The organism is Pectobacterium quasiaquaticum, assembly GCF_014946775.2.
Taxonomy (GTDB): domain Bacteria; phylum Pseudomonadota; class Gammaproteobacteria; order Enterobacterales; family Enterobacteriaceae; genus Pectobacterium; species Pectobacterium aquaticum.
The window spans coordinates 4,018,549-4,033,800 of record NZ_CP065177.1; the positions used below are offsets into that span (position 1 = coordinate 4,018,549).

A 15,252-nucleotide genomic window follows, 5' to 3' on the forward strand; every position below is an offset into this window, starting at 1 on the left:
GCGTTAACAGTCCCCCTCGCTGCAACTATCGTGACGATGAATTTACGTGTAGGCAACATGCAAGACACACTCTGTATGAGAAACCACCGCTAAAAGTCAATAACTTAAAAAAAATAGGAATATCCTCATTTAAGAGACGTTTTTTGCTTGTTACTATCGTCACCTTATACGATTAATTCTATTCATAATTATGTTATTAATCTAAGAAAACAATGCCATACGGGTTATCATCGATTGTATAATTTTGTTAAACTCGGACGAAAACAAGGAGCATCGCGTTTTGGAATGGAGATGACATGAGCACAATATTTACCCTATTGGCGATATTGCTTGCCTGTCTGATCGTTATAGGAGGTCTTGTCGGCTACCGTATGCGTCACCGATTCCTGTCCGCTCCGCCGTTACCCGTTTCGCAATCGCTTCCTCGACGGTTAACTGAAGACGAACGGATCGCTGTTGAACGCTATCTGGCTCAGGAAAACAGCCAGCAAACGCAAACTACGCCACTTAATACCCCCAATGCGCAGCCTAAACTACCGCGTTCCCTGCAAAGTAATCGGGTTTACCCCATCACTCATACGATTACACGCTACGGCCTGAGCACCGATGTTCAGAATAAGTGGCGCTACTATATCGATACACAAGAAATCCATCTGCCGCCCAGTTGGGAACCGTTCATTACCGAAAATAACACTGTCGAACTGATTAAGACACGCTCGATCCCGCTGGTCATTTCCCTAAACGGGCACTCGCTAACTGAATGTCTCGACGATCGTCCACTCGCTCCACTGCCGAGCGAAGTCCCTGTTCCGAACGCCTCCATCCGTCAGGAAGACAGTGAGCATGCCGAGCTGGTCACTATCCGTAAGGAAACGCGTGAAGAACACGCCATGCACCACTCTGGGGGCTTGAAGGAAACGGCCGTGCTGTGCGTGTCTTTTCTACTTTTGTTAATTAGCCTGAATAGCCCTATCGCCCTGCTCCCCTGGCTGATCGGTACCGCAGCATTATTAGCAAGCTGGAGCCTGTGGCAGCTTTTCCGCTCGCCATCCGCTCAGGAACTGCGCGATGTGCACTGCCTTCACGGCACGCCGCAAGGCTTGGGTCTGTTTGGCGAATCCAATCAGGGGCCGCTCGGTAATATCTCGCTCGGTAATATCGATCTGATTTACCCACCGCACTGGCAGCCCTATATCGCGCAGGATCTCGGGCGAAAAACGGATGTTGATATCTATCTCAACCGACAGGTGATCCGTCAGGGAGAGCACCTGTCGCTGCACGATGAAGTGAAATATTTCCCGCTACAGCGCTGGAGCAGGAATCTGCTGCTGGCCGTGGGTTCACTGCTCAGCCTGATTTTGCTCGTCACTAACGTGCCGCTTGAACTGCCGCTCAAGCTCAGTCTGGCTTGGCTGCAGGGCGCACAGCGTATTCAGGCCACGCAGGTCAGCGATCTGGAAACCGCCCAGCTCCGCATTGGCGACACACTGGCTATCCGTGGCAACGGCATGTGCTACGTGCCGGCAGGCATTCATCCCGTATCCGCACCGTCGCCCTATGTGTTTAGCCCTTTCGACTGTTCCGCTATTTACTGGAATAAGGCCGCGCCGCTGCCATTGCCGGAATCCGAGACAATAGAAAAAGCCTCTGCCCTGCTGAAATCCGTCAACAACCAACTTCATCCGCAAGCGGACAAAGAAGGTCAGGTTAACTCTCAATTAGCGTCTACGATCCAGAAATCAGGGCTGATTCTGATGAAAAACTTCGCTGAAGTTGTTCTGAGAACACAAGATTTGTGCAGGCAGGAAAACGATTGTTCCCGCCTGAAAAATGCGCTGGTAAACCTGAGCGACGTCAAGAACTGGAATACGCTGGTAAAAGACGCCAATTCCGGCAAGCTGAAAGGGATGAATGTGGTGCTGCCCGCCGTCAGCGCAGAAACGCTGGAGTCATTGGTCAACAGTTCCACCGATCAATTCTTCTATCAGGAAATCAATCACGCGACAGAGTCGCTGAACAGCCCGCCGCCCAGTGGATTCCTGATTCGCAGCGACGAAGGCCGACAGTTCGTTAACCATCCGCTTCCTCCGATGCCGCTGAATGAATATCGGCCATCGGACCAGTGGCAGGAACTCCAGCGGCTTTCCGCGATGCTACTGCATACGCCGTTTAATGCCACGGGCGTTATCACGCAGCTTAATACCGATGCCAACGGGACCCAGCACATCAGCCTGCACAGTGAACCCGACGTCATTACCGTCTGGCGCTATCTCGGCACGTGTCTGTTGCTGCTGCTCTTTTCTGCGACGTTTACCGTTAATGCGGTTCTGACCGGCATTAAGATGCGTAAAAGCCAGAAGCGAGTGACCGATATTCAGTGCTATTACACCTCACGGTACAATATGATGACGAATTCGTTCCCAGACAATCGTCCTCAGAGCCCCCGCTAACGGCATCGTGCCCACCCTGCGGTTATGCTAACCTAGCGGAATCAGTTTCCCGTCATTCTTGTCACTATTGCATTGTGCGCCTTCTGCTACATCACCCTATAGCACGGAGCGGCATCTGGAGTCGTTATGAATCCCCACGTTAACTGGCACGACATCGACACCGTGATACTGGATATGGATGGCACGCTGCTCGATCTGGCGTTTGACAGCTATTTCTGGCTTCAACTGGTGCCGCAGTCGCTCAGTGAAAAACGTCGCATCAGCCTTGAACAGGCGCACCAGCTTATCGAACAGGAATACCGAGCGGTTCAGCACACGCTAAACTGGTACTGTTTCGATTACTGGTCAGAACGTCTCGATCTGGATATCTATCAAATGACGACGGATATCGGTACGCAAGCCCGATTGCGCGATGACACGACGCCGTTTTTAGCGGCGCTGCGCGAATGCGGTAAAGAGACAATTCTACTGACCAATGCCCATCCACACAGTCTAGCGGTAAAAATCGAACACACTGGGCTGGATCAGCACCTTGATTTATTACTTTCCACCCATACTTATGGGTATCCGAAAGAGAATCAGCGCTTGTGGCAGGCAGTACAGCAACAGACTGGCTTCAACCCCGCCAGAACGTTATTCGTGGATGACAGCGAACCGATTCTGGATGCCGCGAAAACGTTCGGCATCCATTACTGTCTGGGTGTGCGTAATCCCGATTCCGGCCAGCAGGAAAAGGCATTCCTGCAACATCCGTCAATGAACGACTACCTTGCGCTGCTACCCGCCCTGCGCCACTCCGTTAACGCAGGGTAATGTAAGGTGGCCAGAGGGGGGGAAACACGGTGATGAGGTTCCGCAGGGATGCCTCGCACCATGGTCGCCCAGTAACGCGATCTTTAAACGATCGGCATTAGGGTAATCAGGGGGATTGATGGTGAAAGCTACCGAACAGGCCGACGACGCCGTTCGTCTGGACAAATGGCTTTGGGCAGCCCGTTTCTATAAAACCCGGGCGATAGCTCGCGAAATGATCGACGGCGGCAAAGTGCACTATAACGGGCAACGCGGTAAGCCGAGCAAACAGGTCGAACTGAATGCCGAGATCAAACTGCGTCAGGGCAATGAGGAACGCACCGTTATTATTTTGGCCGTCAGCGGTCAGCGCAGAAGCGCAATAGAGGCGCAGGCGCTGTATCAGGAAACAGCCGCAAGCATTGAGAAACGAGAAAAGCTGTCGCAGGCGCGGAAAATGAATGCGCTGACGATGCCACACCCCGATCGCCGCCCAGATAAAAAAGAGCGACGCGATCTGATTAAATTTAAATACAGCGATCGAGAATAGCACGCCGGCCTTCAGAGAAGCCCCAGCGATCGCCGCACGACTTATTCGCCGTACCACTCATCGCGCACTACAACGAGAAAACATTATGGCTCACGACCAACTACATCGTTATCTGTTTGAAAATTATGCCGTTCGTGGCGAATTGGTGACAGTTAACGAGACGTATCAACGTATTTTGACCAACCACGACTACCCAGCGGCGGTACAAACGCTGCTAGGCGAAATGCTGGTTGCCACCAGCCTGTTGACGGCCACGCTGAAATTCAGCGGCGATATTACCGTTCAGCTTCAAGGCGATGGCCCACTGAAACTGGCGGTGATTAACGGTAACCACCAGCAGCAGATGCGCGGCGTTGCCCGTCTGCAAGGGGATATCGCACCGAGGAGTTCGCTGAAAGAGATGGTGGGCAATGGCTATCTGGTCATTACCATTACACCGACTGACGGCGAGCGTTATCAGGGCGTCGTCGGTTTAGAAGGTGAAACCGTGGCCGAATGTCTGGAGAGCTATTTCCAGCAGTCCGAGCAGTTGCCAACACGGTTGTTTATCCGTACCGGTCAACACGGCGGGAAGCAGGCCGCCGCAGGTATGCTGCTCCAGGTGTTGCCCGCACAGGATGCCGATCGTAATGATTTTGATCATCTGGCCCAGCTCACCACGACGGTCAAAGCCGACGAGCTGTTTACCCTGCCCGCCACCGAGGTACTGTACCGCCTTTACCATCAGGAAGAGGTCACCGTGTATGAGCCGCAGGATGTCGAATTCCGCTGCCACTGTTCGCGCGATCGTTGCGCAGATGCATTAATGACGCTGTCCGATCAGGAAGTGAATGAGATGATCGAGCAGGACGGTGAAATCGATATGCACTGTGACTATTGTGGTACGCACTACCTGTTTAATTCGCTGGACATCCGCGCCATACGGCAGGATTCATCAGGGAATCTGTTGCATTAATCTTTCTAACGGGTACGACAGTGCCCGTTTTATTTTGCTTATTCTCCCACCAACAAACCGCAATGGTTGTTTTTCAAACACCCTAAATAAGCAAAGTTATTAATGAATTTATTTAATTTTATGATTGCTATCGCGGTTAAAATAAGCTCACTCCCTACAATGTTTAGTAGTACAACTATAACTTGAGGAGTAGCAACATGCAGATCAACGGTATTACCCCGCAAGCCCTGACGGCTTATGGAATCCATGATGTCCGCGATATTGTCTACAATCCCAGCTATGACCTGCTTTTTGAAGAAGAACGCTCACCTACCCTACAAGGCTATGAACGCGGCATCGAAACCCAACTGGGTGCGGTAGCCGTCGATACTGGCATCTTTACCGGCCGTTCCCCGAAAGACAAATACATCGTGCGCGATGACGTCACCCGCGACACCGTATGGTGGTCCGATCAAGGCAAAGGTAAGAACGATAACCACCCGTTGAGCCAGGAAACCTGGACGCACCTGAAGCAACTCGTCACCACGCAGCTGTCCGGCAAGCGGTTGTTCATCATCGATGCTTTCTGCGGTGCCAACCCAGACAGCCGCCTCAGCGTACGTTTCGTCACGGAAGTGGCGTGGCAGGCGCATTTCGTCAAAAATATGTTTATCCGCCCGAGCGATGAAGAACTGGAAGGCTTTGAGCCGGATTTCATCGTGATGAACGGCGCAAAATGCACCAACCCGAACTGGCAGGAACAGGGGCTGAACTCCGAGAACTTTGTCGCGTTCAACCTGACAGAACGCATCCAGCTGATTGGCGGCACCTGGTACGGCGGCGAAATGAAGAAAGGGATGTTCTCCATCATGAACTACCTGCTGCCGCTGAAAGGCATCGCTTCCATGCACTGTTCGGCAAACGTCGGCGAAAAAGGTGATGTGGCGGTCTTCTTTGGCCTGTCCGGTACGGGTAAAACCACGCTGTCCACCGATCCAAAACGCCAGTTGATTGGTGATGACGAGCACGGCTGGGACGACGATGGCGTCTTCAACTTTGAAGGCGGCTGCTATGCCAAAACCATCAAGCTGTCTAAGGAAGCAGAGCCGGATATCTTTGGTGCCATCAAACGCGATGCGCTGCTGGAGAACGTCACCGTGCTGGCAGACGGCACCGTGGACTTCAACGACGGTTCCAAAACCGAGAACACCCGCGTCTCCTATCCGATCTACCACATTCAGAATATCGTTAAACCGATCTCCAAAGCGGGCCATGCAACGAAAGTGATCTTCCTGACGGCGGACGCGTTCGGCGTGTTGCCACCGGTTTCCCGCCTGACGTCCGATCAAACGCAGTATCACTTCCTGTCCGGCTTTACCGCCAAACTGGCAGGAACCGAGCGCGGCGTGACGGAACCGACACCGACCTTCTCCGCCTGCTTCGGCGCAGCATTCCTGATGCTGCACCCGACGCAGTACGCTGAAGTGCTGGTGAAACGCATGAAGGCGGCTGGCGCACAGGCCTATCTGGTGAACACGGGCTGGAACGGCAGCGGCAAACGTATCTCCATTAAAGATACACGCGGGATTATTGATGCCATTCTGAACGGCAGTATTGATGATGCAGAAATGCAGACGCTGCCTGTCTTCGATCTGGCGATTCCGACCTCGCTGCCCGACGTCAATCCTGACATTCTCGACCCGCGTGATACCTACGCCAGCGTTGAACAATGGCAGGAAAAAGCGGACGATTTGGCACAGCGCTTTATCACCAACTTCGATAAGTACACCGATGCACCAGCGGGTGCTGCGCTGGTCAAAGCAGGACCGAAGCGGTAAACACTGAAGAAAAACCATCATGAAAAAGGCGCGGATTCCGCGCCTTTCTTATTCATGCCAGTGCTGCACAAAATGCTTATGACTCTTTCGCGGCACTCACATCTGCTACCGCGACGTCCGATAGCAGCGGCAGATACGCGCGGACGCAGAGCCCACCGCGTTCGCTTCTGCCGACATCCAGCACACCATTGTGCGCATCGATAATACGCTGCACAATCGCCAGCCCCAGCCCTGTACCGCTAGTGGTTCGCGCGCTATCGCCACGCACAAACGGCTGGAATAGGTGCTTCAACTGATCGGGCGCGATGCCTTCTCCGTCGTCTTCTACCTGAAACCAGACGCGCTGTAGCTCACGCCCAGTACTGACTTTTATCCAGCCGTTCCCGTAACGCGCCGCATTCACGACCAAATTCAGCGCAGCACGTTTTATTGAGAGCGAGCTGATACGCACCAGCAGCTCGCCGGTAGCAAACTCGCTGTCGATCTGGCGTTCATAACCGCTTTCCGATGCCACCACTTCGCCCATAATGGCGTTCAGATCGGCCATTTCCGTCTGCATTTCCTGACCGGTACGCAGGTAGTCGAGGAACTGCTCAATAATCGCATTACACTCTTCAATGTCCTTATTAATAGATTCCGCCAGATAGTCATCTTCCTTGCCCATCATTTCGGTCGCCAGACGAATTCGCGTCAGCGGCGTACGCAGATCGTGGCTGACGCCCGCCATCAGCAGCGTGCGGTCATCGGCTAGCAGCTTCACGCCGGAGGCCATCTGGTTAAAGGCACGCGTCACAGAACGCACTTCGGAAGCGCCATACTCACGCAGCGGCGGCGGAATAATGCCTTTACCGACCTGCAAAGCCGCATGCTCCAGCTCAACCAAGGGTCGGTTCTGCACCCGAATAAATAGCCACGCGCCGCCAATCACCAGCAGCATTATCGCCAGCGTATAGCGGAAGAGCGGCGAGAAATCGCCTTGATGAATTTCGGTGAGGGGAACGCGCACCCAGATATCCGGTGACAGCCAGGTTTTCAGCCACACCACCGGTGTATTCTTGCTGACTTCAACCCGCACATCCGTCGGGCCGCCCAGCTGTTGCGCCATCTGGTCACTCAGAAACTTGTAGTGCTGGGCCCAACGCAGGCCGCTTTCCTCCGCCGCCGCATTGGTGTACAGCGATATACCCAATTCGCGGTAAATCTCACGCCGGAACGCAGGCGGCACCTCAAGCGTGGAGCCATCTTCCAGTTGCAGACTGTCCGTCATCAGCATTCTTACTTCGTATGCCAGCACTTTATTGAACTGCTGCAAACTCGGCAGAATCGCAAAGTTGAGCACCACCAGATAGGTGGTGACCAAACTGACAAACAATAGCGTGACAATCAGTAGCAACGTCCGTGCAAATGAGCTGCGCGGAGAAAAACGCCATTGCATCATGCCTTACTGCCGTCCGGGACAAACACGTAGCCAAGACCCCACACGGTCTGGATATAGCGCGGGTGCGCCGGATCCTCTTCCACCATGCGGCGCAGACGAGAAATTTGTACGTCGATGGAACGCTCCATCGCGCTGTATTCACGACCGCGGGCCAGATTCATCAACTTATCGCGAGACAGCGGTTCGCGCGGATGACTCACCAGCGCCTTAAGCACGGCAAACTCGCCGCTGGTTAACGGCATCGGTTCATCATCACGGAACATTTCGCGCGTGCCCAGATTCAGCTTGAATTTGCCAAACGCAATAATGGCTTCTTCTTGCGATGGCGCGCCCGGCAGTTCATTCGCCTGACGACGCAGCACCGCACGGATGCGAGCCAGCAGTTCACGCGGGTTGAAAGGTTTAGGAATATAATCGTCCGCGCCGATTTCCAGCCCGACGATACGATCGACTTCTTCCCCTTTTGCCGTCACCATAATGATCGGCATCGGATTGCTCTGGCTACGCAAGCGACGGCAGATGGACAGCCCATCTTCGCCCGGCAGCATCAGATCCAGCACCATAAGGTGAAAGGATTCACGGGTCAGTAAACGGTCCATCTGTTCAGCATTGGCTACGCTACGTACCTGAAAACCCTGCTCAGTCAGATAACGCTCTAACAGCGCCCGCAAACGCATGTCGTCATCTACAACCAGAATTTTATAGTTTTCTTGCATTCTCTTTCTCCAAAGGCGTAATAGCGCCGACGCTGCTATTGTTCAGAAACATACGAATTACTGACAGTCGTTTCTGGTATACATTCTAGGCAAAATTGTTACAAAGCATATTAAAACGCGTGTAATCAATCATTTCCTTTGCCGTCAGTCATAAAATAATCAGTGATTTGTGAACGTTGTGGGCGGTGAAGTGTAGTTGTGCACGAGTAGTTGTGCACGAAGAGTATAGTAACGCGGCCATCAATAAAAAGGCGCGAGACGGCAAAAGCCGGAGAAAAGCTAAGAGAGAGGGCGTTCTCACCTGAATTCAGCGCGACAACATAAAGCGGTTAACGCATCGCAGTGATTAACGCATAAGCTCATCCAGCACAACACACGGGGATCATCATAATCCCCGTCTCTTTCTCTATCTATCGGTGCCAGAGCCCGCCTGCTAGTAGCTTACTGCGCAAGACTGACGAAATAGCCCGGCTGGTAATCAACCGGCAGGAACTGCTGGTGAAGCTGGCGGAAGGTGTCATCCGCGTTGAGATCGCGGAATAAGTCTGGGTGGAACCACTCGGCCAGTTGCTGAATGGCGATAAAGTCATACGGGCCATTGTAAAACTGATGCCAGATGGCATGAAACGCTCGCTGCTGCTTGGCGACGCTGTTGGTGTAGGCCGGACGCCCCAGAAACCATTCGAGACGCTTACGTCCTTCCGCCCTATCCTGCCCCGGCCCCAGACCAATCCAGCGTCCGCCGGGCACGAAGGCCTCAAAGTTACCGCTGGTGATCACCACAATTTCCGGGTTTTCCACAATCACCTGTTCAGGGTGCATCTGCATAAAAGTGCTCGGCGCATTTTTTGCCGCAACGTTATCGCCACCGGCCAGTTGCACGAATTTACCGAAGTTATCCGGGCCGAACGTCAGGCAGCATTCATCGGTATAGCCACCCAATCGCTCAATAAAAACGCGCGGGGAGCGTGGTTTTTTCGCCGCCAGCACATCGGAAACGCGTTTTAGCTGCGCCTCACGGAATGCGAGAAAGGCTTCGGCACGTGCTTCCTGATTAAACAGCTTGCCGAATAGACGCATGGTAGGCGCGGTGTTTTCCAGCGGGTGATAGCGAAAATCGACATACACAATCGGAATGCCGACGCTGTCCAGTATCCGGTCATAACCCGCATCGACAATCGACCGCTGCGCCTCAATGTTCATAATGATGACGTCCGGCTTGAGCGACACCGCCTGCTCCACGTCAAACGTGCCCTTTTCCGTACCGTCAAACGTCGGTATTTTTGCCAGTTGAGGGAAGCGGTCACGATACTGGTGCCACGTGGCCGGATCGGACTGAATCAGATCGCGCTTCCAGGCGACAATCCTTTTCGCCGGGTCTTCCCTGTCGAGCATTGCGACCAGATACAACTGACGCCCCTCCCCCAGCATGACGCGCTGCACCGGCGTGTTGACTCTCACTTCGCGCCCCAACACGTCCTTGATGACAGTGGAGGTTTGCGCGGATTGCTCAGCCTGCCCCGCCAGCGGCGACAGACCGACCATCAACAGCGCGCTCAGCAATAACCGACGGCAATATTGCCGCGTCCAACGATTACACATTTTCGATATTTCCCTTCGTCGAGAGAGAGTCATGTTTTTCCGCCTGTATCCGCAGGCGTCGTAGCAGCATCAGCGAGACCAGGAAGGTCACCAGATAGGCGGCGCCAACGCAGAAGAACAGCGAACGTAATCCGGGGGAATAGAGAACCAATCCGCCCAAAGCAATGCCCAGAATCGAGGCAAACTGGCTGACGCTTTGCGCCACGCCGAGTAGGTAACCCTGCTGTCCGGCCCCCGCCGCGCGGGAAATCAGCGCCATCAGCACGGGCGTCGTCGCCCCCAACAGCACGCCCCACAGGAAGTACAGCGGGATGAAAATCGCAATACTCAGGATCGTAGCGGCCGTCAACGTCACGATGGCGCAGGCCAGCATGACCACACACAGGCGGCTCAACGTCTGCGACAGCGAGAGGTTTTCAAAATAGCGCGCCCACAGCGATGCAGAGACAATCACGCCGGTCGCCTGCAAGCCATAACACAGCCCGATAACCCACTTATCCACCTGAAAGAAGCCGTCCAGATAGAGGGAAAACGGCGTTTGCGGGATCATACGGCTGGTCAGCAGCAGGCCAGAAATCAGCAGCAGACCGGGAATCGGCGACAGCGCCCAGAGCCGCCTGCGGGGAATAGTTTTCACCTGCGCATCCGCAGGCGGAGCCGTAGGGACATCGGGGGCGACATGCGGCAGGAACAGTGCCACTGTGATGCCGCACAGCGCGCAGAGGATCGCCGCACTCAGGTTGATCCAGAAGAAGTTCAGGTAATCGAGGATCAGCCCACCGACAATCGCTCCCAACAGCGATCCCACGTTGGTAGATACCTGAAGCCAGGCAAACAGTCGCGTGCGCTGTAGCGGACTGACCACCGCGACACCATACGCCTGCGCGGGAGCAATATAGCCCGCACAGGCACCCTGAATAAAACGCAGCGCGACTATCGTCCAGATGTCGTTTGCCCACGCTAGCCCGAGTTGGGTTAACGCCAGCCCGAATAGCGCGCGGATCATCATGGCTTTGTTGCCCAGACGGTCGCCCATCCGTCCCCAGAAGGCGCTGGTCAGCATAATGCCCAGCATCGGCCCGACGTACACGGCAATCCCCGCGATACTCAGTTCCGCACCGGAGGACATACTTTCCAGATGCAGCGGCCAAAACGGCCCGCTCATCTCCATCGCCCCCATCGCCACCAGCTGTACGACAAACATAAAGTGGATGATGAACGCGACCTGTCCGTTCAAGCGCATGCGTCAGCCCCTTCTGGTTCCACGGCGTCACCCGGCCTCATTTTCGCTACGGTCATCACGTCAATTCATCTCATCCGTCAGCCAGTGCGGCGGGAAATAGTCGGGACGATCCTGCGTGGAAGTTCCCATGTAATCGCTGCACCACCGGTAGACTTCCTCAATGTACGGCACGCTAACGGCCAGGTTCTCCGCAATCGTCACCAGCAGGCTCAAGCCGTAGGCAATATCCTCCTGAAACACCCGATGCCGCGTATCAAACACGTACCCACCAGCGTCATGTTTTCGCAGCGGCAGACCGATGCCGTGATAAGCCTGATTGGTGCGCAGCACGGAAAGCATCGTGTGCGCATCGGCAATCTGATCGCCATAGGCATCGATAATCTCCTGCTTGAGCGGCAGCACTGAATCCAGCCGCACGCCAAGCCGCGTCTCCAGCGCCGCACACAGTTGCTGGTTCTCTTCGTCCATGCGTTCCAGATAATAGGCACCGAGTTCCGGGCAATCATTCCACCAGCATAGCGGCTGCAAGAGCGGTCGGGCATGCCACTGCCCGTAAGGACCGATCAGGCCGTAAATCACCGCGCTGTGCATAATCGGGTTACCCGGCGTCAGCGTGATCTCCAAATAATCCGGCAAGAGCACCACGGGCGCAGCATAGAGCCGTTGCAGCAGCGCCATCAGCGCCTGCTGGCTCGCAGCGGTTTCGCGCCGATGCGTGGCGACATATAGCGCGGCCTTTTCACCGCCCATTTTGATCGACTGGCCCGGCAGCAAATCAAACGCAATGTGCGCGACGTCCTTCATGCCCCAAATCACCGCATTTGGGCGCGCGGTCAGCTCACGTTCGGCCAGCCAGTCAAAGCCGCAAAAGCCGGGGATCGCCCCGACATAAACCGGTTTATCACTGGGAAGATGAGGAACGATCCGCGCCAGAAGATCGGCGCGGAAGTTGGCGGGAACGGTGATGATAACGATATCCGCATCGCGGCAGGCTTCCGCCGGGTCGCAGGTCACACAGTCCGGCGTGGCCGTCAGCGTCTCGCCATCCGGCAGCAGCGCGTGTAGACGTTTACCGTTCTGCTGATAGGCTTCCAGCAGACGAGGATGGCTGCCCAGCAGCGTCACCTTGACGTCTGGCCGTTGTTTAAACAGCACCGTGGCGAGATGGCCGGTCTTGCCGGCCCCGCAAATCACCACGTTAAGCGGCTGCCCGCTTAGCGCTTCGGTCATCCTTGACTCCTTAGCTTGCCTGCTCCAGAGAAATCGCGTTGCCCAGCCAGCGATCCAGATCGTGCCATACGCCGCTATCCGTCAGATTACGCGCCGCCAGCCACTCTTCGTTAAACACCGTGTGCAGGTATTTCTCCCCGCCGTCGGCAATCGCCAGTACCACGTTGCCGCCGATACGATCCTGATAGATCAGCTCCAGTGCTTTATAGATCACCCCGCCCGTCGAACCGCCGACCAGCAGACCGTAGTGCCGTGCGATATAGCGTGCCGTTTCAAACGCCTGCGCATCCGACACCTGCTCGCCACAGTCGATGCAGCTGTAATCCAGCACCAGCCCCACGGTATCCCCCGCGGGTGTACCGGTGCCGGACTGATAATAAGGTTTGCCGGGGTGACCGAAGACGATAGAGCCAACCGGTTCAACCGCAATGGTCGTGATATCCGGGTTATGGACTTTCAGGCCGTGCGAAATGCCCGTCATCGATCCGCCGGTGCCCACGCAGCCGACAAACGCGTCGATCTTGCCAATCTGGCTGAACAGCTCGCGGACAAAATCGGCATAGCCGCCCGCATTCGCCGCGTTATCCGACTGGTTCATAAACACCGCGCTGGGTATTTCCTGCGCCAGCTGTGCCGCCATGCGCTGGCGTTCCACCACCGCCACCTCATCTTCGCCGTAGTCGCCGGAGACGTAGCGAATTTCCGCGCCGAGCGCGCGCATGATGGCGATTTTGTCCTGTGCTGCGTGATGATCGACCACGGCGATAAAGCGCAGGCCGTATTCAATTGACGCCAGCGCCAGCCCGATACCAGTATTCCCCGATGACGACTCAACAATGGTACTACCGGGGCGGATTTTGCCTGACTTCAGTCCGGCAATAATCATGTTTCTCGCCATGCGATCCTTCATGCTGCCGCCGGGGTTGTTCTTCTCCACTTTTAAAAACAAACGCGTATCCCCATAGGGAACCGGAATCTGTATAACGGGCGTATTACCAATCAAATCAGTTACTTTATTCAGGATCATGGTTCTGCTCCATTCAGTTATCACTGGAAAAAATCAGCTCACCTTTCTTACCTTTGAACGCACACAGGCGCGCAGGCAGCGGATGCCGATGAAACGCGTTTTCCAGCAGGTCCATCTGGTATCCCGCCGTATTCGCGTAAATCAGTAAATCGCCTGACTGCGGCACGGTTCGAAAATGAATCAATCGGTTCGTAATGACATCGTCGTCCAGACAGCTGTGTCCGGCGATCCAGGCTTTACCCGGCGTCGGACGTGTGTCTTTTTTGACGGAAAAAACATGCAGAGGATCAATCAAAAACTCAGAGTTAAACCAGGTTTCACACGCGCTGAAGCTGCTGCCTTCGACAAACACGACGTGGTTACCATCCGGCTGGCGGCGCGTGCGCGTGACGCGAAACACGGTAATCGCGCTTTGGTCGGCCAGACTGCGCCCCGGCTCAATCGCCAGAATCAGGCTGTACTGTTTTAGTACGTCCGCCACGCGATCCTGCCCGATTGAGGCAGACAGGAATGCCTCAAGATAGTCGACAGCCGAGCGCTCACCGCCATACGGGTAAAACGAGGTCGGCACCTGACCGTGGCGGTAATCCGCCGCATTCTGCTTCGCTAAATAATCCTGATAGCGTGAAGCCGAAAGATATTGAATCGGCAATCCCCCGCCGATATCAATCATCGCGGGCTGCAACCCCTTTGAGCGTGCACGATCCAGTAATGGCAGTACCTCAGCGAATGCCGCCACGCGGGTATCGGGATCATAGCCGCCGAGATGGAAATGGAAGCCTTCCAGATGAAGCACAGCCTGTCTGGTGCTCAACGCCTCCAGACAGATTGCAACCTCATCGGCCAGCATGCCAAACCGACTGGCCTGCGCGAACGACGGGCGATAGCGCAGCAGAACCCGCACGGGATCCGTCACGCGCAGCACATCCGCCAGCGCGAGCACCTCGTCGAACTCTTCCGGTGAATCCAGCACGATAAGCGCGCGGTGATGAACCAGCGCTGTCAGGAACTCACGCGTTTTGGCCGGGCCGGTGGCGCACAGCCGCGCGCCGTCGCAGCCTGCCCGCAGCGCATCTTTCAGTTCCTGTAAGCTGGAAACATCCACGCCGACACCCGCGTTAACCGCCGCCTGTACCAGCCCCGGCGATTTGTTCACCTTCGCGCCATAGTACAGGCGGCAGTCCACGTCGTGACGCTGCAACACTGTCCGCAATGCCGCGATATTGTTGGCCACAGTGTGCGGCCAGACAATATTCAGCGGCGACCCATACTGCTCAACCAGCCACGACAGCCTTTGCGGCGAGTTGAAAAGAAACTGCTCAATCTCACTATCCAGATAAGGCGTCAGTCTCTCAGGCCAGTGGGCCTGCGCGACAGGGAGGGAAGACACTGCGGCAAAGCTAAACAGGTTGCTCATCGCTATCTCCTTAAC

12 protein-coding genes are annotated in these 15,252 nt (G+C 55.2%); 5 read left to right on the forward strand and 7 right to left on the reverse strand.

The features are described from left to right. Positions 1-296 precede the first annotated feature (296 nt). The 5 genes from IG609_RS18425 to pckA all read left to right on the forward strand — a co-directional run bounded on the left by IG609_RS18425 (position 297) and on the right by pckA (position 6,564). Positions 297-2,450, forward strand: coding sequence for an intracellular growth attenuator family protein (locus IG609_RS18425; RefSeq protein ID WP_193400803.1), 2,154 nt, complete (start codon positions 297-299; stop codon positions 2,448-2,450). Between the two features lie 126 nt (positions 2,451-2,576). Beyond that, positions 2,577-3,263 (forward strand): GMP/IMP nucleotidase, encoded by a 687-nt coding sequence (gene yrfG / locus IG609_RS18430; RefSeq protein WP_193400801.1) that lies wholly within the window; start codon positions 2,577-2,579, stop codon positions 3,261-3,263. Between the two features lie 118 nt (positions 3,264-3,381). Next, on the forward strand, positions 3,382-3,792 hold the full coding sequence (gene hslR, locus IG609_RS18435) for a ribosome-associated heat shock protein Hsp15 (RefSeq protein ID WP_193400799.1): 411 nt from the start codon (positions 3,382-3,384) through the stop codon (positions 3,790-3,792). An 85-nt stretch (positions 3,793-3,877) separates the two neighbouring features. Continuing rightward, complete coding sequence (gene hslO, locus IG609_RS18440; RefSeq protein ID WP_193400798.1) at positions 3,878-4,747, forward strand: Hsp33 family molecular chaperone HslO; 870 nt, start codon at positions 3,878-3,880, stop codon at positions 4,745-4,747. Positions 4,748-4,944: 197 nt separating this feature from the next. Next, entirely contained in the window at positions 4,945-6,564 is a 1,620-nt protein-coding gene (gene pckA, locus IG609_RS18445) for a phosphoenolpyruvate carboxykinase (ATP) (RefSeq protein ID WP_193400796.1), read from the forward strand. Positions 6,565-6,640: 76 nt separating this feature from the next. Here the strand turns inward: pckA and envZ are convergent, their stop codons facing one another. From envZ to IG609_RS18480, 7 genes are all read right to left on the reverse strand, one after another. Then, positions 6,641-8,002 carry a two-component system sensor histidine kinase EnvZ gene (gene envZ, locus IG609_RS18450; protein ID WP_193400794.1) on the reverse strand — a complete coding sequence of 454 codons (1,362 nt, stop codon included), beginning with the start codon at positions 8,000-8,002 and terminating at the stop codon, positions 6,641-6,643. Continuing rightward, the gene (gene ompR / locus IG609_RS18455; RefSeq protein ID WP_005969424.1) at positions 7,999-8,718 is read right to left on the reverse strand and encodes an osmolarity response regulator transcription factor OmpR; all 720 of its coding nucleotides are present in this window, start codon (positions 8,716-8,718) and stop codon (positions 7,999-8,001) included. Before ompR ends, envZ begins: the two co-directional genes overlap by 4 nt. Before the next feature lie 441 nt (positions 8,719-9,159). Beyond that, positions 9,160-10,320, reverse strand: coding sequence for an ABC transporter substrate-binding protein (locus IG609_RS18460; protein WP_193398050.1), 1,161 nt, complete (start codon positions 10,318-10,320; stop codon positions 9,160-9,162). Next, positions 10,313-11,563 (reverse strand): MFS transporter, encoded by a 1,251-nt coding sequence (locus IG609_RS18465; RefSeq protein WP_193398051.1) that lies wholly within the window; start codon positions 11,561-11,563, stop codon positions 10,313-10,315. The genes IG609_RS18460 and IG609_RS18465 overlap by 8 nt, the downstream gene beginning before the upstream one ends. 60 nt (positions 11,564-11,623) lie before the next feature. Continuing rightward, positions 11,624-12,793, reverse strand: a complete 1,170-nt coding sequence (locus IG609_RS18470) for an NAD/NADP-dependent octopine/nopaline dehydrogenase family protein (RefSeq protein ID WP_193398052.1) — start codon at positions 12,791-12,793, stop codon at positions 11,624-11,626. Positions 12,794-12,803: 10 nt separating this feature from the next. Continuing rightward, the gene (locus IG609_RS18475) at positions 12,804-13,820 is read right to left on the reverse strand and encodes a PLP-dependent cysteine synthase family protein (protein WP_193398053.1); all 1,017 of its coding nucleotides are present in this window, start codon (positions 13,818-13,820) and stop codon (positions 12,804-12,806) included. 13 nt (positions 13,821-13,833) lie between these two features. Continuing rightward, positions 13,834-15,237: a Y4yA family PLP-dependent enzyme gene (locus IG609_RS18480; RefSeq protein WP_193398054.1), complete on the reverse strand. Its 1,404-nt coding sequence runs from the start codon at positions 15,235-15,237 to the stop codon at positions 13,834-13,836. Positions 15,238-15,252: the final 15 nt, after the last annotated feature.

What these genes read in the sequence shown, in the direction of transcription:
- ompR (WP_005969424.1), bottom strand. Translation starts at nt 8,718, where the DNA reads ATGCAAGAAAACTATAAAATTCTGGTTGTAGATGACGACATGCGTTTG.
- IG609_RS18460 (WP_193398050.1), bottom strand. Translation starts at nt 10,320, where the DNA reads ATGTGTAATCGTTGGACGCGGCAATATTGCCGTCGGTTATTGCTGAGC.
- pckA (WP_193400796.1), top strand. Translation starts at nt 4,945, where the DNA reads ATGCAGATCAACGGTATTACCCCGCAAGCCCTGACGGCTTATGGAATC.
- IG609_RS18480 (WP_193398054.1), bottom strand. Translation starts at nt 15,237, where the DNA reads ATGAGCAACCTGTTTAGCTTTGCCGCAGTGTCTTCCCTCCCTGTCGCG.
- IG609_RS18425 (WP_193400803.1), top strand. Translation starts at nt 297, where the DNA reads ATGAGCACAATATTTACCCTATTGGCGATATTGCTTGCCTGTCTGATC.
- IG609_RS18470 (WP_193398052.1), bottom strand. Translation starts at nt 12,793, where the DNA reads ATGACCGAAGCGCTAAGCGGGCAGCCGCTTAACGTGGTGATTTGCGGG.
- hslR (WP_193400799.1), top strand. Translation starts at nt 3,382, where the DNA reads ATGGTGAAAGCTACCGAACAGGCCGACGACGCCGTTCGTCTGGACAAA.
- yrfG (WP_193400801.1), top strand. Translation starts at nt 2,577, where the DNA reads ATGAATCCCCACGTTAACTGGCACGACATCGACACCGTGATACTGGAT.
- IG609_RS18475 (WP_193398053.1), bottom strand. Translation starts at nt 13,820, where the DNA reads ATGATCCTGAATAAAGTAACTGATTTGATTGGTAATACGCCCGTTATA.
- hslO (WP_193400798.1), top strand. Translation starts at nt 3,878, where the DNA reads ATGGCTCACGACCAACTACATCGTTATCTGTTTGAAAATTATGCCGTT.
- envZ (WP_193400794.1), bottom strand. Translation starts at nt 8,002, where the DNA reads ATGATGCAATGGCGTTTTTCTCCGCGCAGCTCATTTGCACGGACGTTG.
- IG609_RS18465 (WP_193398051.1), bottom strand. Translation starts at nt 11,563, where the DNA reads ATGCGCTTGAACGGACAGGTCGCGTTCATCATCCACTTTATGTTTGTC.